Origin of the sequence: Arthrobacter sp. M2012083 (genome assembly GCF_000281065.1) — a bacterium.
Taxonomy (GTDB): Bacteria; Actinomycetota; Actinomycetes; order Actinomycetales; family Micrococcaceae; genus Arthrobacter.
Window position 1 is genome coordinate 90,747 of sequence record NZ_AKKK01000047.1, and the last position, 21,876, is coordinate 112,622.

The window sequence follows — 21,876 nt, forward strand, 5'->3', positions numbered from 1 at the left end:
CAACTTCTTCAACAATTGTGCCGTTCCTCCCATTCCTTGGCGGGTTCCTCAGGTACCTGCCCGGGCATTGGTGCCTGCAGCAACCGTGCTTGCAATCACGGACGATCTGGGGTAGACAGGAAGGCTACTTTGCCGTATCGTAGATATTTGCGTCTTCCCTGTTAACCTTCAGCCTTCATATAGCGGTGGGCTTTACCTCTCAGCTGCGTCATTGACGTGCCGTTCCGAAACGTGCACTGCCAAAAGCGGACTGGGTCCGGGTCATATAGCGGAACCGGAACAAGTATCCTGCGGAGCACTCTGCAGGATGCAAACGGGGGAGATCTGAAAACGCCTGAAGGTCTGTGGAAGGATCCCTCTTGGTCGCCTCGAGCACCTCTAATAACGAAACCGCTAACACGGCAAGCACCGATGGTGCCACCCGCCGCCTCTCATTCGCAAAGATTCACGAACCACTTGATGTTCCGAATCTTCTCGCCCTGCAGACAGACAGCTTTGACTGGCTGGTCGGAAACGAACGCTGGCAGGCGCGGGTAGCGAAGGCTGTCGAGGAGGGCGACCTCAGCGTCGCCACCACCTCCGGACTTGCCGACATCTTCGAAGAGATCTCCCCCATCGAGGACTTCCAGGGCACTATGTCCCTGAGCTTCTCCGAGCCGGAGTTCGCTGACCCGAAGTACACCATGGCCGAATGTAAAGACCGTGACGCCACCTACTCGGCCCCGCTGTATGTCAAGGCCGAGTTCATGAACAACAACACGGGCGAAATCAAGCAGCAGACCGTGTTCATGGGCGACTTCCCCCTCATGACTGAAAAGGGAACGTTCGTCGTCAACGGCACCGAGCGTGTCGTTGTCTCCCAGCTGGTCCGTTCGCCGGGCGCCTACTTTGAGCGCACCGCTGACAAGACCAGTGACAAGGACATCTTCACTGCGAAGATCATCCCGTCGCGTGGCGCATGGTTCGAACTCGAAATCGACAAGCGCGACCAGGTCGGCGTTCGCCTCGACCGCAAGCGCAAGCAGTCGGTCACGGTTCTCCTGAAGGCCCTTGGCTGGACCGAAGGCCAGATCCTGGAAGAGTTCGGCCAGTACGACTCCATGCGTGCAACGCTGGAGAAGGACGCCACCGAGACCCGCGAAGACGCGCTTCTGGATATCTACCGCAAGCTGCGTCCGGGCGAGCCGCCCACAGTTGAGGCTGCCCAGTCCCTGCTGGACAACCTGTACTTCAACGCCAAGCGCTACGATCTTGCCAAGGTTGGCCGTTACAAGATCAACCGCAAGCTCGGCATCGACCGTTCCCTTGGCGACAAGGAAGCATCGGTCCTGCACGTTGAAGACATCGTCGCCATGATCAAGTTCCTCGTTGCGCTTCACGCCGGCGAGAAGACCCTCATGGGCAAGCGCGACGGCGAAGACCACGAGCTTCGCGTCGACGTCGATGACATCGACCACTTCGGCAACCGTCGCATCCGCGCCGTGGGCGAACTGATCGAGAACCAGGTCCGCACCGGCCTCTCCCGCATGGAACGCGTCGTCCGCGAACGCATGACCACGCAGGACGTCGAAGCCATCACGCCGCAGACACTGATCAACATCCGTCCCGTCGTGGCAGCCATCAAGGAGTTCTTCGGAACTTCCCAGCTGTCGCAGTTCATGGACCAGAACAACCCGCTCTCGGGTCTCACCCACAAGCGTCGCTTGTCCGCGCTTGGCCCGGGTGGTCTGTCCCGCGACCGTGCAGGCATGGAAGTTCGAGACGTTCACCCGTCCCACTACGGACGTATGTGCCCCATCGAAACTCCTGAAGGCCCGAACATTGGTCTGATTGGTTCGTTGGCATCCTACGGCCGCATCAACCCGTTCGGCTTCATCGAGACGCCGTACCGCTTGGTCTCCGAGGGCGTCGTTTCCGACGAAGTCCAGTACCTGACGGCTGACGACGAAGCCGAGGTCCTAATCGCACAGGCCAACGCTCCGCTGGATGCTGACAAGAAGTTCGCGGAAGAGACCGTTCTTGTCCGTGCCCGTGGTGGTGGAGGCGAGCCTGTCCTGGTTCCCGCTGCCGACGTTCAGTTCATGGACGTTTCCCCGCGCCAGATGGTTTCCGTGGCAACCGCCCTGATCCCGTTCCTTGAGCATGACGATGCCAACCGTGCACTCATGGGTGCCAACATGCAGCGCCAGGCCGTGCCGCTGGTCCGTTCCGAGGCTCCCTTCGTGGGCACCGGCATGGAGCGCGCAGCAGCCGTCGACGCCGGTGACGTTGTCATCGCGAAGAAGGCAGGTGTGGTCACCGAGGTATCCGCCGAGCTGGTTGTCATGATCAACGACGACGGTACTGAGACGAACTACCGCATCAACAAGTTCGCCCGTTCCAACCAGGGCAACTGCTACAACCACCGCGTATTGGTCAGCGAAGGCCAGCGCCTGGAAGTTGGCGGCATCATCGCTGATGGTCCCGCAACGGACCAGGGCGAGCTCGCCCTTGGTAAGAACCTGCTCGTGGCATTCATGTCATGGGAAGGCCACAACTTCGAGGACGCCATCATCCTCTCCCAGCGCATTGTTGCTGAGGATGTACTTTCCTCCATCCACATCGAGGAGCACGAAATTGACGCCCGCGACACCAAGCTTGGTGCCGAGGAAATCACTCGTGATATCCCCAACGTGTCCGAGGAAGTCCTTGCAGGCCTGGACGAACGTGGCATCATCCACATCGGTGCCGAGGTTGAAGCCGGCGACATCCTGGTCGGAAAGGTCACCCCTAAGGGTGAAACCGAACTGACCCCGGAAGAGCGCCTTCTGCGCGCGATCTTCGGTGAGAAGTCCCGTGAAGTCCGCGACACCTCCCTGAAGGTGCCCCACGGCGAGTCCGGTACGGTCATTGGCGTGCGCGTCTTCGACCGCGACAACGACGACGAACTGCCCCCGGGCGTGAACCAGCTGGTCCGCGTCTACGTTGCAGCCAAGCGCAAGATCACCGACGGCGACAAGCTCGCCGGCCGTCACGGCAACAAGGGTGTTATCTCCAAGATCCTTCCGATCGAGGACATGCCCTTCCTTGCAGACGGTACCCCGGTGGACATCGTCCTGAACCCGCTGGGTGTTCCGGGTCGAATGAACGTTGGCCAGGTTCTGGAAACCCACCTCGGTTGGGTTGCCAAGACCGGTTGGAAGATCGAAGGCGAGCCGGAGTGGGTCAAGAACCTCCCGAACCTGCCCCGTGAAACCGGCCAGACCACCGTTGCCACCCCGGTGTTCGATGGCGCCCGCGAAGAAGAAATCACGGGCCTGCTTGACTCCACCAACGTGACCCGCGATGGCGACCGCCTGATCGACTCCTCCGGTAAGACCCGTCTGTTCGACGGCCGCTCCGGCGAGCCGTTCCCGGACCCGATCTCCGTCGGTTACATGTACATCCTGAAGCTCCACCACTTGGTGGACGACAAGATCCACGCGCGCTCCACCGGCCCGTACTCCATGATCACGCAGCAGCCGCTGGGTGGTAAGGCTCAGTTCGGTGGCCAGCGCTTCGGTGAAATGGAAGTGTGGGCGCTCGAAGCTTACGGTGCCGCTTACACCCTTCAGGAACTCCTCACGATCAAGTCGGATGACATCCATGGTCGTGTGAAGGTCTACGAAGCCATCGTCAAGGGCGAAAACATCCCTGAGCCTGGCGTTCCCGAGTCCTTCAAGGTCTTGATCAAGGAAATGCAGTCGTTGTGCCTGAACGTGGAAGTCCTTTCCACGGACGGAACAACGATCGAAATGCGTGACTCTGATGACGCAGTCTTCACGGCTGCGGAAGAACTGGGCATCGATCTGTCTCGTGCAGAGCCCAGTTCCGTAGAAGAGGTCTAGCAGCTGTTCCGGCGGGCAGCCTCAACAACTGTCCGTCGGAACAACTCCCTCTTCCCGTAACCAAGACTTCAGAATTTAGAGAACAAGAGAGAACAGGGACCATATGTCCAGCGAATCCTCCTTCGGCCTCATGCAGATCGGCCTCGCCACCGCGGAAGACATCCGCGGATGGTCTTACGGTGAGGTCAAGAAGCCGGAAACCATCAACTACCGCACGCTCAAGCCCGAGAAGGACGGCCTCTTCTGCGAGAAGATCTTCGGCCCGTCCCGCGACTGGGAATGCTACTGCGGTAAGTACAAGCGCGTCCGCTTCAAGGGCATCATCTGCGAGCGTTGTGGCGTTGAAGTCACCCGCGCCAAGGTGCGTCGTGAGCGCATGGGCCACATCGAGCTGGCCGCGCCTGTAACCCACATCTGGTACTTCAAGGGCGTTCCCTCGCGCTTGGGCTACCTTTTGGACCTGGCACCGAAGGACCTTGAGAAGGTCATCTACTTCGCTGCCTACATGATCACCAGCGTTGACACCGAAAGCCGTCACGCTGAACTGCCGAACCTCCAGGTCGAGCACGACCTCGAGAAGAAGCAGATGGTGGACAACCGCGACAGCGACATCGCCACGATCGCCCGCGACCTTGAAGACGAGCTTGCCCGTCTTGAAGGCGAAGGCGCCAAGGCTGCCGACAAGAAGAAGGCCCGCGACTCTGCTGACCGCCAGATGGCGAACGTCCGCAAGCGTGCCGACGCCGACATCGAGCGCCTTGAGCAGGTTTGGGACCGCTTCAAGAACCTCAAGGTCGCTGACCTTGAAGGTGACGAAGGCCTGTACCGCGAACTGCGCGACCGTTACGGTCTTTACTTCGAGGGCTCCATGGGTGCCGAGGCAATCAAGAAGCGCCTCGAGACCTTCGACATGCAGGCTGAAGCTGAGTCACTGCGCGACACCATCCAGAACGGCAAGGGCCAGCGCAAGACGCGTGCCTTGAAGCGCCTGAAGGTCGTCAACGCGTTCCTGACCACCAACAACAGCCCCCTCGGCATGGTTCTCGACGCCGTACCGGTGATCCCGCCGGAACTGCGCCCGATGGTCCAGCTGGACGGTGGCCGCTTCGCGACCTCCGACCTCAACGACCTCTACCGCCGTGTGATCAACCGCAACAACCGACTCAAGCGACTGCTTGACCTCGGTGCTCCGGAGATCATTGTCAACAACGAGAAGCGCATGCTTCAGGAAGCTGTTGACAGCCTCTTCGACAACGGTCGTCGCGGCCGCCCCGTCACGGGTCCCGGTAACCGCCCGCTGAAGTCCCTGAGCGACATGCTCAAGGGCAAGCAGGGTCGTTTCCGCCAGAACCTCCTCGGCAAGCGCGTTGACTACTCGGGCCGTTCGGTCATTGTTGTCGGCCCGCAGCTGAAGCTGCACCAGTGTGGTCTGCCCAAGCAGATGGCCCTGGAGCTCTTCAAGCCGTTCGTGATGAAGCGCCTGGTTGACCTCAACCACGCACAGAACATCAAGTCGGCAAAGCGCATGGTGGAGCGTTACCGTCCGCAGGTTTGGGACGTGCTGGAAGAGATCATCACCGAACACCCGGTGCTGCTCAACCGTGCACCTACCCTGCACCGCCTTGGCATCCAGGCCTTCGAACCGCAGCTTGTGGAAGGCAAGGCAATCCAGCTTCACCCGCTGGTTTGTGGCGCTTTCAACGCTGACTTCGACGGCGACCAGATGGCAGTACACCTGCCGCTGAGCCCGGAAGCCCAGGCCGAAGCACGCATCCTGATGCTGTCTTCGAACAACATCCTGAAGCCGTCCGATGGCCGTCCGGTGACCCTTCCTTCGCAGGATATGATCATCGGTCTCTACCACCTGACCACCAAGCGCGTCGGCTCCGCCGGCGAAGGCCGCATCTTCTCCTCGGTTTCGGAAGCCATCATGGCCTACGACGCCCGTGATCTGCACCTGAACTCCCAGGTGAAGATCCGTCTGGACGACTTCGTGCCTTACGCAGGTTGGGAAGCTCCGGAAGGTTGGGAGCCCGGTCAGCCGGCTCTCGTTGAAACCTCCCTGGGCCAGGTCATCTTCAACCAGACGCTGCCCGAGGACTACCCGTGGGTTGAGGCTGTTGCGGACAAGGGCGAACTGTCCCGGATCGTCAACGACCTCGCCGAGCGCTACCCGAAGGTTGTTACCGCGGCAACGCTGGACAACCTGAAGGACGCCGGTTTCTACTGGGCTACCCGTTCGGGTGTCACGGTTGCCATCTCCGACATCGAGGTGCCTACCTCCAAGCCTGCCATTTTGGCCGGTTACGAGAACATGGCTGCCAAGATCCAGGGCCAGTACGACAAGGGCCTGATCGACGACGACGAGCGTCGCCAGGAACTGATCGAAATCTGGAACAAGGCAACCAACGAAATCGCCCAGGCGATGCGCGACAGCCTGTCCCCGATGAACACCATCAACCGCATGGTGTCCTCCGGTGCACGTGGTAACTGGATGCAGGTCCGCCAGATCGCGGGTATCCGTGGTCTTGTGGCGAACCCGAAGGGTGAGATTATTCCTCGCCCGATCAAGTCCTCCTACCGCGAGGGCCTGTCGGTTCTGGAATACTTCATCGCCACGCACGGTGCCCGTAAGGGCCTGGCCGATACCGCTCTCCGTACCGCCAACTCGGGTTACCTGACCCGTCGTCTGGTGGACGTTTCGCAGGACGTCATTGTCCGCGAAGAGGACTGTGGTACCGAACGCGGTCTGGTCACCCCGATCGCCGTGCCGGATTCCAACGGTGAGCTCGTCCTGGACGAGAACGTCGAGAACAGCGCCTACGCACGTACGCTGGCTGTCGACGTCGTCGATGCCCAGGGCAACGTCCTGGCTGCCGGCGGCACTGACTGCGGCGACGTCGTTATCGACCAGCTGCTGGCTGCAGGCATCACCGAGGTCAAGGTCCGCTCCGTACTCACCTGTGAGTCCAAGGTCGGCACCTGTGCACTCTGCTACGGCCGGTCGCTGGCCACCGGCAAGACCGTGGACATCGGCGAGGCCGTGGGCATCATCGCCGCACAGTCCATCGGTGAGCCCGGTACCCAGCTGACCATGCGTACGTTCCACACCGGTGGTGCTGTTTCCGCCGGCGGTGGCGACGACATCACCCAGGGTCTGCCCCGTATCCAGGAGCTCTTCGAAGCCCGTACTCCGAAGGGTGTCGCACCGATTGCTGAAGCAGCCGGCCGCATCACCATCGAAGAGTCCGAGCGCCAGATGCGCTTGGTCATCACTCCGGACGACGGTTCCGAAGAGATTGCCTACCCGGTGCTGCGCCGTTCACGTCTCCTCATCGAGGATGGCGAGCACGTCAGCGTCGGCCAGAAGCTGATCAACGGTCCGGTGGACCCGAAGCAGGTTCTGCGCATCATGGGCCCCCGTGCCGCACAGAAGTTCCTTGTGGACGAGGTTCAGGGCGTTTACCGCAGCCAGGGTATTGGTATCCACGACAAGCACGTCGAGGTTATCGTCCGCCAGATGCTGCGCCGCGTGACCGTCATCGAATCCGGCGACTCCGACCTGCTCCCCGGTGAGCTTGCGGAGCGCGCCCGCTTCGAGGACGAGAACCGCCGCGTCGTGTCGGAGGGCAAGGCCCCGGCTTCGGGTCGTCCGGAACTCATGGGTATCACCAAGGCTTCCTTGGCTACCGAGTCCTGGCTGTCCGCAGCTTCCTTCCAGGAAACCACCCGCGTCCTGACGCAGGCGGCCATGGAAGGCAAGAGCGATCCTCTGCTCGGCCTCAAGGAAAACGTCATCATCGGTAAGCTCATCCCGGCTGGTACGGGTCTGCCCCGCTACACAGAGGTCACTGTGGAGCCGACGGAGGAAGCAAAGGCAAGCCTGTTCACGGGCCCCAGCGCTTTCACCGACTTCTCCTACGACGCCCTGGGTGGCGACGGCGCTCCCGAGTTCCACGCCATCCCGTTGGATGACTACGACCTCGGCAACGACTTCCGCTAAATCGGCAAGTTGACGCTGTAAAGGTCAGGTCCCGTACTCCACGAGTGCGGGGCCTGACCCGCTTAACTACGGCTTTCGTGTGGCAGACCAAGGGAGTGGAGGACGACGGCGGCAGCCGGCCTGCGCCGTCGTCCTCCATACACCCGATTAAGGCGCCAGATCAAGCCGTGCTAGACTTTTGGTAATTGTTCTGTGTGGCAGTGGATGAAGGCCGCCGCAGCATCATTTTGGTTTTGTTCTCATGGTGCTGGGTGGAGCCTGTTTCCGGGTTGCGGGCAACATGCGCAACGAATGCCGCACTTTTGCACGCCTACCGGAGTTTCGGCCGGCTGCACGAGCAACGCCAAAGTTCCCACGTTTACACCGGCTGGCGCCTGTGTGTGGGGGCAGAGATCAAACAACGGAGAACACGAAAGTGCCTACGATTAACCAGCTGGTCCGCAAGGGCCGCACGCCGAAGGTCTCCAAGACCAAGGCTCCTGCGCTGAAGGGCAGCCCGATGCGCCGCGGTGTTTGCACCCGCGTCTACACCACCACCCCCAAGAAGCCGAACTCGGCTCTCCGTAAGGTGGCACGTGTGCGCCTCAACGGTGGCGTAGAAGTTACCGCCTACATCCCCGGTGTTGGCCACAACCTCCAGGAGCACTCCATCGTGCTCGTCCGTGGTGGTCGTGTTAAGGACCTTCCGGGTGTCCGCTACAAGATCGTCCGCGGCGCACTCGACACCCAGGGTGTCAAGAACCGCAAGCAGGCTCGCAGCCGTTACGGCGCAAAGATGGAGAAGAAGTAATATGCCTCGCAAGGGTCCGGCCCCTAAGCGGCCGCTAGTTTCCGATCCCGTTTACGGCTCCCCGTTGGTCACGCAGCTGATCAACAAGGTTCTTGTCGACGGCAAGAAGTCCACCGCAGAGCGCATCGTTTACGGCGCACTCGAAGGTGCACGTGCCAAGTCCGGCGGCGACCCCGTTGCCGCTCTCAAGAAGGCCATGGACAACGTCAAGCCTTCCCTCGAGGTGCGTTCACGCCGTGTTGGTGGCGCTACCTACCAGGTTCCGGTTGAGGTCAAGCCGGGTCGCTCCACCGCCCTCGCTCTGCGTTGGCTCGTGGGCTACTCCAAGGCCCGCCGTGAGAAGACCATGACCGAGCGCCTCCAGAACGAAATCCTGGATGCCTCCAATGGTCTTGGTGCCGCTGTGAAGCGTCGCGAAGACACCCACAAGATGGCCGAGTCCAACAAGGCCTTCGCACACTACCGCTGGTAAAAACTTTCCGGACGCCGCCGGCTCACTGAGCCGGCGGCGAACGTGTAGTCCATCCGAAAGGGAGACCCCGTGGCACAGGACGTGCTTACCGACCTTAATAAGGTCCGCAACATCGGCATCATGGCCCACATCGATGCCGGCAAGACCACCACTACCGAGCGCATCCTGTTCTACACGGGTGTGAACCACAAGATCGGCGAGACGCACGACGGCGCTTCGACGACTGACTGGATGGAACAGGAAAAGGAACGCGGCATCACCATCACGTCTGCCGCCGTGACTTGCTTCTGGGACAAGAACCAGATCAACATCATCGACACCCCCGGCCACGTTGACTTCACGGTTGAGGTTGAGCGCTCCTTGCGCGTCCTCGACGGTGCAGTAGCAGTGTTCGACGGCAAGGAAGGCGTGGAGCCGCAGTCCGAGACTGTTTGGCGCCAGGCTGACAAGTACAACGTTCCGCGCATCTGCTTCGTCAACAAGATGGACAAGCTGGGCGCTGACTTCTACTTCACCGTAGACACCATCATCTCCCGCCTTGGTGCCAAGCCGCTGGTCATGCAGCTGCCCATCGGTGCTGAGAACGACTTCATCGGTGTTGTTGACCTCCTCGAAATGCGCGCCTTGGTTTGGCCTGGCGACGCAAAGGGTGACGTCACCATGGGCGCTTCCTACGAAGTTCAGGAAATCCCGGCGGACCTCCAGGCCAAGGCCGAAGAGTACCGTGCACAGCTCGTTGAGACTGTGGCCGAGGCTTCCGAAGAGCTCATGGAGAAGTACCTCGAAGGTGAAGAACTCACCCTCGAAGAGATCAAAGCCGGCATCCGCAAGATGACCATCAACTCTGAGCTCTACCCGGTGTTCTGTGGTTCTGCCTTCAAGAACCGCGGTGTCCAGCCGATGCTTGACGCCGTTGTTGACTTCCTGCCGAACCCGCTCGACGTCCCGCCGATGATCGGTCACGATCCCCGCGACGAAGAGAAGGAACTCACCCGCAAGCCGTCTGCAGACGAGCCGTTCTCGGCCCTCGCCTTCAAGATTGCTGCGCACCCGTTCTTCGGTCAGCTGACCTTCGTCCGCGTGTACTCCGGTCACGTCGAGGCAGGCGCCCAGGTGGTTAACTCCACCAAGGGCAAGAAGGAACGCATCGGCAAGCTGTTCCAGATGCACGCCAACAAGGAAATGCCCGTCGAGGGCGCTACCGCCGGCCACATCTACGCAGCCATCGGTCTGAAGGACACCACCACGGGTGACACCCTGTGTGACGCCAACAACCAGATCGTCCTCGAGTCCATGAGCTTCCCGGAGCCCGTGATCTCGGTTGCCATCGAGCCCAACACCAAGGGTGACCAGGAGAAGCTCTCCACGGCCATCCAGAAGCTCTCCGCTGAGGACCCGACCTTCCAGGTCTCCCTCAACGAAGACACGGGCCAGACCATCATCGCCGGCATGGGCGAGCTTCACCTGGACATCCTGGTGGACCGCATGCGCCGCGAATTCAAGGTCGAGGCAAACGTTGGCAAGCCGCAGGTTGCTTACCGCGAAACCATCAAGCGCGCCGTTGAGCGCCTTGACTACACGCACAAGAAGCAGACCGGTGGTTCGGGTCAGTTCGCAAAGATCCAGATTGCGATCGAGCCCATGGACACCGCCTCCGGCGAGCTGTACGCGTTCGAGAACAAGGTCACTGGTGGCCGCGTTCCGCGCGAGTACATCCCGTCCGTTGACGCTGGTATCCAGGATGCACTGAACGATGGCGTCCTGGCCGGGTACCCGGTTGTCGGCATCAAGGCCACGCTGATTGATGGCGCGTCCCACGACGTTGACTCCTCGGAAATGGCGTTCAAGATCGCCGGCCGTATGGCTTTCAAGGAAGCCGCACGCAAGGCGAACCCTGTTCTGCTTGAACCGCTGATGGATGTTGAGGTCCGCACACCCGAGGAATACATGGGTGATGTTATTGGTGACCTGAACGCCCGTCGTGGCCAGATGCAGTCCATGGAAGACGCAGCAGGTGTGAAGGTTATCCGTGCACACGTTCCGCTGTCCGGCATGTTCGGTTACATCGGTGACCTGCGGTCCAAGACCCAGGGTCGTGCTGTGTACTCCATGACGTTCAACAGCTACGCGGAGGTCCCCAAGGCAGTAGCCGACGAGATCATCCAGAAAACCCGCGGCGAGTAATCTCCCGGTAACGGATGCAATTCCGGTATCGGGAAGGCATCTGAGCGCTTGAGGCGGGGCTGCGGCGACAGCCGCGGCCCGGCCCCTGCGCAAACAGGCTCGAGGAACTACCATTGGTTCCTGAATCTGCAATTTCACCAAAACCAAGCCCCCAAGTAGACTTGCTAAAGTTTCTGCCGCGAAAAGCGCGGCCGAGGAGCACTTCACTTGAAATCGTTCTAGGAGGAACCTGTGGCAAAGGCAAAGTTCGAGCGGACTAAGCCGCACGTCAACATCGGCACCATTGGTCACGTTGACCACGGTAAGACGACGCTGACTGCCGCCATTTCCAAGGTGCTGTACGACCAGTACCCGGATCTCAACGAGCAGCGCGACTTCGCGTCGATCGACTCTGCTCCGGAAGAGCGCCAGCGCGGTATTACCATCAACATCTCCCACGTGGAGTACCAGACCGAGAAGCGCCACTACGCACACGTAGACGCCCCGGGTCACGCTGACTACATCAAGAACATGATCACCGGTGCTGCCCAGATGGACGGCGCAATCCTCGTGGTTGCCGCAACCGATGGTCCGATGGCTCAGACCCGTGAGCACGTTCTGCTCGCCCGCCAGGTTGGTGTTCCCTACCTGCTGGTCGCACTGAACAAGTCCGACATGGTTGATGACGAAGAACTCCTCGACCTCGTCGAAATGGAAGTTCGTGAGCTCCTGAGCTCGCAGGGCTTCGATGGCGATGAGGCTCCGGTTGTTCGCGTTTCCGGTCTCAAGGCTCTGGAAGGCGACCCGGTTTGGGTCAAGTCCGTCCAGGACCTGATGGCAGCTGTCGACGAGTCCGTTCCGGACCCCGTACGTGACCGCGACAAGCCGTTCCTGATGCCGATCGAAGACGTCTTCACGATCACCGGTCGTGGCACCGTTGTTACGGGCCGCGCCGAGCGTGGAACCCTCGCCATCAACTCCGAGGTTGAGATCGTCGGCATCCGCCCGATCCAGAAGACCACGGTTACCGGTATCGAGATGTTCCACAAGCAGCTCGACGAAGCATGGGCCGGCGAGAACTGTGGCCTGCTGCTCCGCGGTCTGAAGCGCGACGACGTCGAGCGTGGCCAGGTTGTCGTCAAGCCGGGTTCCATCACCCCGCACACCGACTTCGAGGCTAACGTCTACATCCTTTCCAAGGACGAAGGCGGACGTCACAACCCGTTCTACTCCAACTACCGCCCGCAGTTCTACTTCCGTACCACGGACGTAACCGGCGTTATCACCCTGCCGGAAGGCACGGAAATGGTTATGCCTGGCGACAACACTGAGATGACCGTTGCGCTCATCCAGCCGATCGCTATGGAAGAGGGCCTCGGCTTCGCTATCCGCGAAGGCGGCCGCACCGTTGGTTCGGGACGTGTCACCAGCATCATCAAGTAGTCTCTACTTGTAGATCGGTGACGCTCCGGCCCAGCCGGTAGTTAGCTAAAAGAACCCCACCGCTACGGCGGTGGGGTTCTTTTTGCTATAGTTACTCTATCGAATGGATAAAGGCAGTGCAGCTGCTGCGTCCGGCGCAACCTAGGAGCTTCCATGACTGCATTCCTCATACTGCTGCTCATCGTCGGTGTTGGCGGTGTTGGCTTTGCGGTCGGGTTGGCCAAGGGCCGCCGAGGGACTTCGTCCGATGCTTCTTCCATGCCGGACCAAGCCGCATATCAAGCGGGCTACCTCGCCGGCCACTTGGCTGGTTGGCGGGATGCGGAGGCCAAGGGGCAGGCTGCGGAAAGACCTGCGGAAAGACCTTCGAGCGTGACGGTAGTTGCTCCCCCTGTGAGCCCGCCTGTGGCTCCGCCGTACGGTCAGTCGCCCACAGGCTTGCCGGTCCAGCCCTCCATGCCAGCACCAGCTGTGCGGCACCCCTTGCCGAACCAGGCGCGGTATTTCCAACCGCCTACCCCACAGACCGTCAGTCAGCCTGTCCCTCAACCGCAGGCACCTTTGCTTGCTCAGCGGCCTCCGATTGCGCGGGAAACTCCCGAAGCCGCCGCTGCCCGCAAGGCGAAGCGTGACCAGCAAAACATCAACATCACTCTCTACGTGGCCAGCCTCCTGCTGGTAGCTGCGGGGGCGTTGTTCGTGGGCACTAGCCTCCCTGCGCTCTTCCGCTTCGTGGGTATTTGGTTCATCACTGCTTTGTTCTACGTGTCGGGCATGGTGATACATTCCCGCGTTCCCCGCCTGCGACCAGCTGCGATCGCCTTCGTGGGAACGGGCCTTGCGCTCATTCCCGTCACCGGTTTGGCCATGTACAACTTCGTTCTCCACAACGGTCCTGCCGCTTGGCTGGTCACGTCGTTGCTGGGCACGGCTGTTCATGCATACACAGCAGTGAAGTTGGACAACAAGGTCCTGGCCTTCCTTTCCCTTAGCTTCGTCGTCTCAACGGCGTGGTCCGGTGTCTCCGTTCTTGGGGGCGCCTTGGTCTGGTACTTCACGGCACTCATCGGCGTGGCCGTTCTCCTGACTGTTGTCTCCCTGCTGCGTCCCACGTGGCTTCCTCCGTTGTATGTCCGTCCGCTGATGGTGTTGCACCCCTCCTTGGTTCCCCTCGTGGCCGTTGCTGTGACCTTCACTCCGCAGCTTTTGGCGAAGGGGGAGTACGCCTGGGTGATGTTTATGTGCGGTATCTACTTTGCTGTCATGTTCTTCGTGCCGCGGGCCCGGTTCAGGATGCTGCATCTTTACGCTGCCAGGGCTGCGCTGACACTGGCTGTCCTTGGGGTGGTTTGGGATATCACCGCTGACGTGAGCTCCGTGATGTTGGCAGCAATAATCTGCCTCAGTGTTCAATCCTTGGCAGTTGCCTTCGGCGGCAGGAAGTTGTTGCCGCGCTTCTGGTGGCATGACGCCGTCTCTTGTGTGGCCTTGCAACTGATCGCCTCGGCCATACTCACTGTTGTGCTGGAGTTCGGGTCGTTCGAGCTTCCCAACTATGTTCCCCTGTCCCTGACGATGCTGACCGCCATGTTGGTTGGCTGGAAACTGGGCCAAGGCATGGAATTTGCCCCGGCCGTAGTGCTCGGGGTGGGCGGTGCGCTGGGTGGACTGCTGGGTGCATGGACCGTTGCGGCACTCCTGGCTTCAGCCGCACTTTACTGGTTCGTGCGGGCGACTATGAGGCCCGTTGCTTACCGCCAGTATTTGATCCTTGCGGGTCGGGCCGCGCTCACCCTGGCAGTGCCCGCCGGTGTGGCAGGCATGATGACCGGAAATCCGGACAGGACTGCATACTCCTGGCTGGCACTCGTTGCCGGGGCCGCCGTACAGCAACTTGTGAGCGCCGGGCTGGAACGTGGGGGAGTGCGCCTGTTGGCCCCCCAAGCTTCTGTGGCCGGCTTCGGCTGTGTCGCCGTGGCAGGGCTCCTTGTCCTCCCGGTATTCGATGGCAGTGCCGGGCGCCCGGCCGTAGCTGCGGGTGTTCTGCTCGTCTTGTCGGCGGCCTTGGTCTCGGGCCTCCTGATGTTTCCGGGAACCCATCGGGTGCCGGGTGTCCAGGTTGCGTGGCGCCCTACGGTGGCTGAGGTCATCGCTCCGGTCACTTCGGTCATCGCTGGTGGCATGGCAGCAGCCTTCGTGTCCTGGACGCTGGGGAATGCTGTGCTTCTGGCCTTGTTTGCCTACTTTGTGGTCACGGCCCTCCGAATCCCTTCCTCTTTCCACAGGCAGTGCTATTGGTGGCTGGCCCGGGCAACGGGCACGGCGTTGGTGGCGTCGGCCTACGGCGATGCAACTCGCGACGACTGGAGCATTCGCCTCGTCGGTGAAACTCCGGCTGTAGGGCTTGTGGTCGTCATCGCCGCTGCACTCCAGTTGTTCCTTCCCCTGCACGCCGGGAACCGGCGCCGCTACGCTCGTGCGTCCGTCATCGATGCCGGCTCTGTGGTTGTCGTAATGGCCGCGGCCACCACCTTCCTTAGTGTCACCACGGCGTTGGGAGCGTGGAGCGCACGTGACAGCTGGCAGCCGGGTGTTGCCGCGATAACAACTGCCCTTGCTGCCGTCGTGGTCAGTGCGATTCTCCGAAGCCACTCCGCAGCTTGGGTCTTCGCTCCCGCGGCATTTGTGCTGCTCCTGGCTCTTCGGCTGGGGAATATCCGGGACGTCGAAATTTTGCTTGGCATCTTTGCCGCCTACAGCGGTTTCATGATGGGCGTGGTACGCGACCGATTGGTCCGGGGTGGATACCTGCTGGCCGTCCGGGCACTGGGGGGCGCCTTCATCGCTGTGACGGTCGCCGATGTCACCGACTCACCGGCAGCGGTGTCCATCAGCCTGGCCGTGGTGCTCGTGTTGCAGCATGTGCTCACTTTGCTCCTGCGTAGGCGCGGCGTCGATGTCGCTTTCCAAGAGGCAACCGTTCAGGCCACCTTAGGTGCCCAACTCTTGCTGCCGTTCGCCTACTTGCTCGCAGGAGATTACGACGGCGGTGGCCGCTGGGTGGTGCTGATTCAGTTGGCCCTGGTCCCGGCTTGCGCTGCGGTCGCCTGGCGCGTCCTCGGTGCACGTGGATCCCAATACTTCGGTGTCGCGGCGATAGGGGCGGGAGTTATTGCAGCAGGGCCCGCGCTCACGTTCCCTGTACCTACGTGGTTGCACCAGCCACTGCTGGACAAGTCCCAAGTACCCGTTGCCTTGCTGACGCTGGCTATGGCGATGATTGCAGTCAGGGCCGTGTTCCGGCCGGAAAGGACGGCCGCCGGTGCGGTCAGGGGTGTTGCGGAGAGGTGGTTCTGGCTCATCTCTGCCATTGCGTTCACTGTTGCGGGTGGTTTCCTGACGTTGGGTGTTTCCTACTCCCTGACCGGACTGTCTGTGGTGGTCCTGGCTTGTGTTCTGTTCGCAGCCTCACACTTTGAACGGGTGCCGGCTCTTTACGCGGCAGCCGCTCCGGCGGTGCTGGTAGGGGCGATTCCTGCTGTCGACGGGTTGCTCCAAGGACTGCCTGCGGGCATCTGGAGCGATTACGCTGTTTGGCTCATTGGCGGAGTCGGTACCGCTGTGCTCCTTTATTCGCTGAAGACCTTTGGCGGACCCGCCATGAGGGACGAAGACTGGCGGCGGAACTCCCTGTCTGCCGCGGCGGCCTTGGCGATTGCGTCGTCGGCGGTGGTGGGACTGGGGCGTGACGAAACATCCATGGTCGGGTTTATCCTGGTGGTCGCAACCGGGGTGCTGGTGGTGGCTGAGGTTCCACGCGGTAAATGGGTGGCCGCTGAGGCTGCAGGGCTGGTCTCTGTTGCAGCCCTCCAACGGGCGGTGCTCTTTGTGGACGCATCCACGCCTGATTGGTTCTGGGCCGCGCAGTGGTACGTGATAGCTGGTGCCGTTATAGCAGGGCTGCGCTATATGAAGGGGCAGCGGGCAGATGGCTTGATGAGGCTCTGCATTGCGGCCGGCGCTCTGTCCCTGACATCCCTGGGAACCATCGTCGGTGGGACCTCATCGCAGCAACTGTACGTACTCGTGGCACATGTCCTGCTACTGGCCGCCGGCCTTCTGCTGGCGGAGCGGGTACTGGTCTGGTGGGGCGCCGTCGCCGTTGCGTTGAGCATCATGTGGTCGTTGCGCTCCTATGCCTTTGCGTTGCTCGCCCTCGTCGCATTGGGCCTGATTGTGCTGGCGGTGTGGCGCTTGAACCGGAAGCCGCCAAGCAACACAGGCGGACCGCGAGAGGGCGGGAGTCCGAGTGATGCCCCTCCTGCGCGGAGCCATGACGGAATCCGATAATGTTGCAGTCTACGGAGAGGAGCGCACCATGGAATTCCTGATTTTCCTGGCAGTCATTGCGGCTATCGGCGGCGGCGTGTTGTGGGGTCGAAAGAACTTCAAGAGCGAGATCGAACGCGCAAAGCGGATTCGGCGCGCCAACAAGAACAAATAGGGCGACGCTCCGAACTGCAAGGGTCAAGTTAACTCAGGCGGGCTATATGTGCCGGTGACGTGCGCGGCCCAGCGACCTGTACCAGTAGAACGAATCCTTGGGCGTCCTTTCCAAGGTTTCGAAGTCCACATGGATCAGGCCGAATCGCTGCGAGTAGCCTGCGGCCCACTCAAAATTGTCCAGCAAGGTCCAGACGTAGTAGCCGCGCAGATCCACATCCTCGGCGATGCCCCCGGGGCCGGTTGCGGTCAGCGCATGGCCCAGGTGCTCAGCCAAATAGGTGATGCGGTTGGTGTCCTGGACGGGTCCCTCAACGTGGGGAGGTTCGGGATAGCTGGCTCCACCTTCGGTGATGTAAATGGGAGGAAGTGCATCACCGTACCGGTCCTTCATTTCGCGAAGCAGCAACGCCAGGTACTCCGGTGCAACCGGCCAGCCGAAGCCGGTGGTCTCATACTCCTGGTAGGCGGCCAAGTGGAAGGGAACCTTGGTCATCTCCGGCGACCTTCCGGTGGGTATCTCCGCCGGGCCGGGGCCCGCCGCAGCCTTCACCGGGTAGTAGTAGTTGAGCCCATAGAAGTCCAGGGGTTGGCTGATTAGTTCAAGGTCGCCGTCGTGAACTGTGCCCAGCGAGCGGAACCACGGTTTCATAGGCAGGGGTGGCTTGGGGTATTGGCCAAGCAGTATCGCATCGGCATAGATGCGGTTGAGGATCAGATCCAGCGCCTGCGCCATCAGTCGGTCACCGAGACTGTTGCTTGCAGGCTCAACAGGGCAGTGCATGTTGGACACGCCAATCTGTCCTTTGACACCGGCGTTTCGAAGGACCTGGACCGCCAGTCCGTGGCCCAGCAGTTGATGATGCGCGGCAGGCAGGGAGTCGAAAAGCAGTTGACGGCCTGGTGCGTGCACTCCCAGCGAGTATCCCTGAACCGTAACTGACACGGGCTCGTTCATGGTGACCCAGTGCTCAACGCGATCCCCGAAGCGCTCGGCTGCTGCTTGGCAGTAGACGGCGAAGCGTTCGGCAGTGTCCCTGTTCATCCACCCTCCGGCATGCTCCAACTCCAGCGGGGTGTCCCAGTGGTACAACGTGGCCATGGGGGAGATGCCAGCGGCAAGGAGTTTGTCGATCAGGCGATCATAGAAGTCCAGCCCCCGCTGGTTGACGGCGCCCTTGCCGCCAGGTTGGATGCGCGGCCAGGAGAGTGAGAAGCGGTAGGAGTCGACTCCGAGCTCCTGCATCAAGGCGATGTCCTCGTCCGAACGGTTATAGTGGTCGCACGCCACGGTGGGGGAGCCGCCGTCGACAATTGCCCCGGGCTTTTCAGAGAACGCATCCCAGCCGGACGGTCCCCTCCCATCAGCGGTCAGCGAACCCTCTATTTGGAACGCGGCAGCCGCGACCCCCAGCGTGAACCCAGGGCGGAGGCGGGCGGCGAGATCTTCCACGGAACCTGAATCCTGGGCATTCATGACCCCATCATCCTCACCGGATGGGGGCCGGGCAATGGCTCCTATGGGCCGATTGGCCTTTACACCATATTTCCGCCATACTGGATGAGTTGTTCAAGCGCTTCTTCGTGTCCCGATCCGGATAATGCCGGGTGTCAGGGTCCAGGCTGAAGCCCAAACATAACCCTGAACCCCATGATTGCGGTCGAGTTTGCGTGGAAATCGCGACACGCCCGACCGCGGGGGTCGGTGCGCCGACAAGGTGAGGAACCCGGATTACTCCGGATTCAGCTTGTGCGGCGTGTGGTGGTAGATCCTCAAACGCTTCGGCGGCCACATCAACAGGTAAGTAAACAGAGCAGCCCTAACTAGAGCAGCACTAGCTGAAAGAGAGTCAGGCGACATGGCGGGACAAAAAATCCGCATCCGGCTGAAGTCATATGACCACGAGGTCATTGATGTTTCAGCGCGGAAGATCGTTGAGACGGTCACGCGCGCAGGCGCAACGGTAGTCGGCCCGGTGCCGCTGCCGACGGAGAAGAACGTTTACTGCGTTATTCGCTCTCCTCACAAGTACAAGGACAGCCGTGAGCACTTCGAAATGCGTACTCACAAGCGTCTGATCGACATCATCGACCCCACGCCGAAGGCTGTTGACTCGCTTATGCGTCTCGACCTGCCCGCCGACGTGAACATCGAAATCAAGCTCTAGGGAGGTGCTGAGAGACTATGACCGCAACCCGTAACGTAAAGGGCCTGCTGGGCACGAAGCTCGGCATGACCCAGGTCTGGGACGAGAACAACAAGCTCATCCCGGTAACTGTTGTCCAGGCTGACTCGAACGTCATCACCCAGCTGCGCAACGCTGAGGTAGATGGCTACGTCGCCGTCCAGATCGGCTACGGCCAGATCGACCCCCGCAAGGTCACCAAGCCGCTGGCTGGTCACTTTGAAAAGGCTGGCGTAACTCCTCGCCGCCACGTCGTCGAACTGCGTACCGCAGACGCCGCATCCTACGAGCTGGGCCAGGAGCTCTCTGTTGAGATCTTCGAAGCCGGCCAGAAGATCGACGTCGTCGGCACCTCCAAGGGTAAGGGCTTTGCCGGTGTTATGAAGCGTCACGGCTTCCACGGCGTTGGCGCTTCCCACGGTGCCCACAAGAACCACCGTAAGCCTGGCTCCATCGGTGGCGCATCCACCCCGAGCCGCGTCTTCAAGGGCCTGAAAATGGCCGGCCGCATGGGCGCCGAGCGTCACACCACGCTGAACCTCACGGTTCACGCCATTGACGCTGAGAAGTCGCTGCTCCTTATCAAGGGTGCCGTCCCCGGTGCCCGCGGCCAGGTCGTACTCGTACGCACCGCCGTGAAGGGAGCCTAGTTAAATGACTAGCACTGTCAAGGTAGACCTGCCTGCAGAGATCTTCGACGTCCAGACCAACGTGCCCCTGCTGCACCAGGTCGTCGTCGCACAGCTCGCTGCTGCACGCCAGGGTACCCACAAGACGAAGACCCGCGCCGAGGTTTCCGGTGCAGGTCGCAAGCCGTTCAAGCAGAAGGGCACCGGCCGCGCCCGTCAGGGTTCAATCCGTGCTCCTCACATGACCGGCGGTGGCGTTGTCCACGGTCCGACCCCTCGTGACTACAGCCAGCGCACCCCCAAGAAGATGAAGGCTGCTGCACTCCGCGGCGCCCTGTCTGACCGCGCCCGCAACGGCCGCATCCACGTCATCGCTGAACTGGTAGCCGGCACCAAGCCGTCCGCCAAGGAAGCACTGGCTTCGCTGCGTGCAGTCTCCGAGCGCAAGAACCTGCTCGTCGTAATCGAGCGCGCCAACGATGTTGCTGCACTCTCCGTGCGCAACCTCGCAGGTATTCACGTTCTGTACGCAGACCAGTTGAACACCTACGACGTACTCATCTCCGACGACGTGGTCTTCACCAAGGCTGCTTTCGAGGCGTTCGTCGCTGACAAGGCCAAGAACGAGGAGGCCTCCAAGTGAGCGTAACCACCATCAAGGACCCGCGCGACGTCGTGCTTGCACCCGTCGTTTCGGAAAAGAGCTACGGTCTGATCGACGAAGGCAAGTACACCTTCCTGGTGGACCCTCGCTCGAACAAGACCGAGATCAAATTGGCCGTTGAGAAGATCTTCTCGGTCAAGGTTGACTCGATCAACACCATCAACCGTGCCGGTAAGCGCAAGCGCACCAAATTCGGCTGGGGACAGCGCAAGAGCACCAAGCGTGCAATTGTCACCCTCAAAGAAGGCACAATCGACATCTTCGGCGGTCCGCTCGCGTAGCGGAGACCACTTTAACGAGGAAATAAATTATGGGAATCCGTAAATACAAGCCGACTACCCCGGGCCGTCGTGGCTCGAGCGTAGCCGACTTCGCTGAAATCACGCGATCGACTCCGGAAAAGTCGTTGCTGCGTCCGCTGCACAAAACAGGCGGCCGTAACAACTCCGGTAAGATCACCACCCGTCACAAGGGTGGTGGGCACAAGCGCCAGTACCGTCTGATCGACTTCCGTCGTCACGACAAGGACGGCATCAACGCCCGCGTTGCCGAAATCGAGTACGACCCGAACCGTACGGCTCGCATCGCACTCCTGCACTACGTTGATGGCACCAAGCGTTACATCATCGCTCCCAACAAGCTGTCCCAGGGTGACTTCGTCGAGGCTGGTCCTGACGCTGACATCAAGCCGGGCAACAACCTGCCGCTGCGCAACATCCCGGTTGGTACCGTAATCCACGCAGTTGAACTGCGTCCGGGTGGCGGCGCCAAGATGGCACGTTCCGCAGGTGCTTCGGTACAGCTCGTTGCCAAGGAAGGCCGCTTCGCCCAGCTGCGTCTGCCCTCCGGCGAAATCCGCAACGTTGACGTGCGCTGCCGCGCAACCGTCGGCGAGGTCGGCAACGCCGAGCAGTCGAACATCAACTGGGGCAAGGCCGGCCGTATGCGCTGGAAGGGCGTTCGCCCGACTGTCCGTGGTGTAGCCATGAACCCGGTTGACCACCCGCACGGTGGTGGTGAAGGTAAGACTTCCGGTGGACGTCACCCGGTTAACCCGAACGGCAAGCCCGAGGGCCGTACCCGCCGTCCGAACAAAGAGAGCGACAAGCTTATTGTTCGTCGCCGCCGTACTGGCAAGAACAAGCGATAGGAGCCTG

Annotated in this window: 14 protein-coding genes; 13 read left to right on the plus strand and 1 reads right to left on the minus strand. The window is 61.2% G+C overall.

Going from position 1 to position 21,876, the window contains the following annotated elements; translation table 11 throughout:
* Positions 1–359: 359 nt before the first annotated feature.
* The 8 genes from rpoB (at position 360) to A477_RS23890 (ending at position 17,241) form a co-directional block, all read left to right on the plus strand.
* Positions 360–3,866, plus strand: coding sequence for a DNA-directed RNA polymerase subunit beta (gene rpoB, locus A477_RS0117730; protein WP_026005740.1), 3,507 nt, complete (start codon positions 360–362; stop codon positions 3,864–3,866).
* Positions 3,867–3,969: 103 nt separating this feature from the next.
* Positions 3,970–7,869 carry a DNA-directed RNA polymerase subunit beta' gene (locus A477_RS0117735; protein WP_011775600.1) on the plus strand — a complete coding sequence of 1,300 codons (3,900 nt, stop codon included), beginning with the start codon at positions 3,970–3,972 and terminating at the stop codon, positions 7,867–7,869.
* A 415-nt stretch (positions 7,870–8,284) separates the two neighbouring features.
* Positions 8,285–8,659, plus strand: a complete 375-nt coding sequence (rpsL, locus tag A477_RS0117740) for a 30S ribosomal protein S12 (RefSeq protein ID WP_009358312.1) — start codon at positions 8,285–8,287, stop codon at positions 8,657–8,659.
* 1 nt (position 8,660) lies between these two features.
* Entirely contained in the window at positions 8,661–9,131 is a 471-nt protein-coding gene (gene rpsG / locus A477_RS0117745) for a 30S ribosomal protein S7 (RefSeq protein WP_003803829.1), read from the plus strand.
* 69 nt (positions 9,132–9,200) lie between these two features.
* Positions 9,201–11,315, plus strand: a complete 2,115-nt coding sequence (fusA, locus tag A477_RS0117750) for an elongation factor G (RefSeq protein ID WP_011775599.1) — start codon at positions 9,201–9,203, stop codon at positions 11,313–11,315.
* Positions 11,316–11,546: 231 nt separating this feature from the next.
* On the plus strand, positions 11,547–12,737 hold the full coding sequence (gene tuf / locus A477_RS0117755) for an elongation factor Tu (RefSeq protein ID WP_011775598.1): 1,191 nt from the start codon (positions 11,547–11,549) through the stop codon (positions 12,735–12,737).
* Between the two features lie 153 nt (positions 12,738–12,890).
* Positions 12,891–17,087 (plus strand): membrane protein, encoded by a 4,197-nt coding sequence (locus A477_RS0117760; RefSeq protein WP_020372842.1) that lies wholly within the window; start codon positions 12,891–12,893, stop codon positions 17,085–17,087.
* A gap of 28 nt (positions 17,088–17,115) precedes the next feature.
* Positions 17,116–17,241, plus strand: coding sequence for a hypothetical protein (locus tag A477_RS23890; RefSeq protein WP_272941655.1), 126 nt, complete (start codon positions 17,116–17,118; stop codon positions 17,239–17,241).
* 42 nt (positions 17,242–17,283) lie between these two features.
* On the opposite strand, the gene A477_RS0117770 is transcribed toward A477_RS23890, so the two are convergent.
* Complete coding sequence (locus tag A477_RS0117770; protein WP_017200269.1) at positions 17,284–18,717, minus strand: GH1 family beta-glucosidase; 1,434 nt, start codon at positions 18,715–18,717, stop codon at positions 17,284–17,286.
* Positions 18,718–19,099: 382 nt separating this feature from the next.
* Here A477_RS0117770 and rpsJ point away from each other — a divergent pair, with 382 nt between their 5' ends.
* From rpsJ to rplB, 5 genes are read left to right on the plus strand one after another with little or no spacing between them, the layout of a single operon-like run.
* A complete protein-coding gene (rpsJ, locus tag A477_RS0117775; protein WP_003803825.1) occupies positions 19,100–19,408 on the plus strand; it encodes a 30S ribosomal protein S10 in 309 nt (102 codons plus the stop codon).
* Between the two features lie 17 nt (positions 19,409–19,425).
* On the plus strand, positions 19,426–20,076 hold the full coding sequence (gene rplC / locus A477_RS0117780; RefSeq protein WP_011775595.1) for a 50S ribosomal protein L3: 651 nt from the start codon (positions 19,426–19,428) through the stop codon (positions 20,074–20,076).
* A gap of 4 nt (positions 20,077–20,080) precedes the next feature.
* Positions 20,081–20,698, plus strand: a complete 618-nt coding sequence (gene rplD / locus A477_RS0117785; protein WP_011775594.1) for a 50S ribosomal protein L4 — start codon at positions 20,081–20,083, stop codon at positions 20,696–20,698.
* Positions 20,695–21,000: a 50S ribosomal protein L23 gene (gene rplW / locus A477_RS0117790; RefSeq protein WP_011775593.1), complete on the plus strand. Its 306-nt coding sequence runs from the start codon at positions 20,695–20,697 to the stop codon at positions 20,998–21,000. Before rplD ends, rplW begins: the two co-directional genes overlap by 4 nt.
* Positions 21,001–21,029: 29 nt before the next feature.
* Positions 21,030–21,869, plus strand: coding sequence for a 50S ribosomal protein L2 (gene rplB, locus A477_RS0117795; RefSeq protein WP_011775592.1), 840 nt, complete (start codon positions 21,030–21,032; stop codon positions 21,867–21,869).
* Positions 21,870–21,876: the final 7 nt, after the last annotated feature.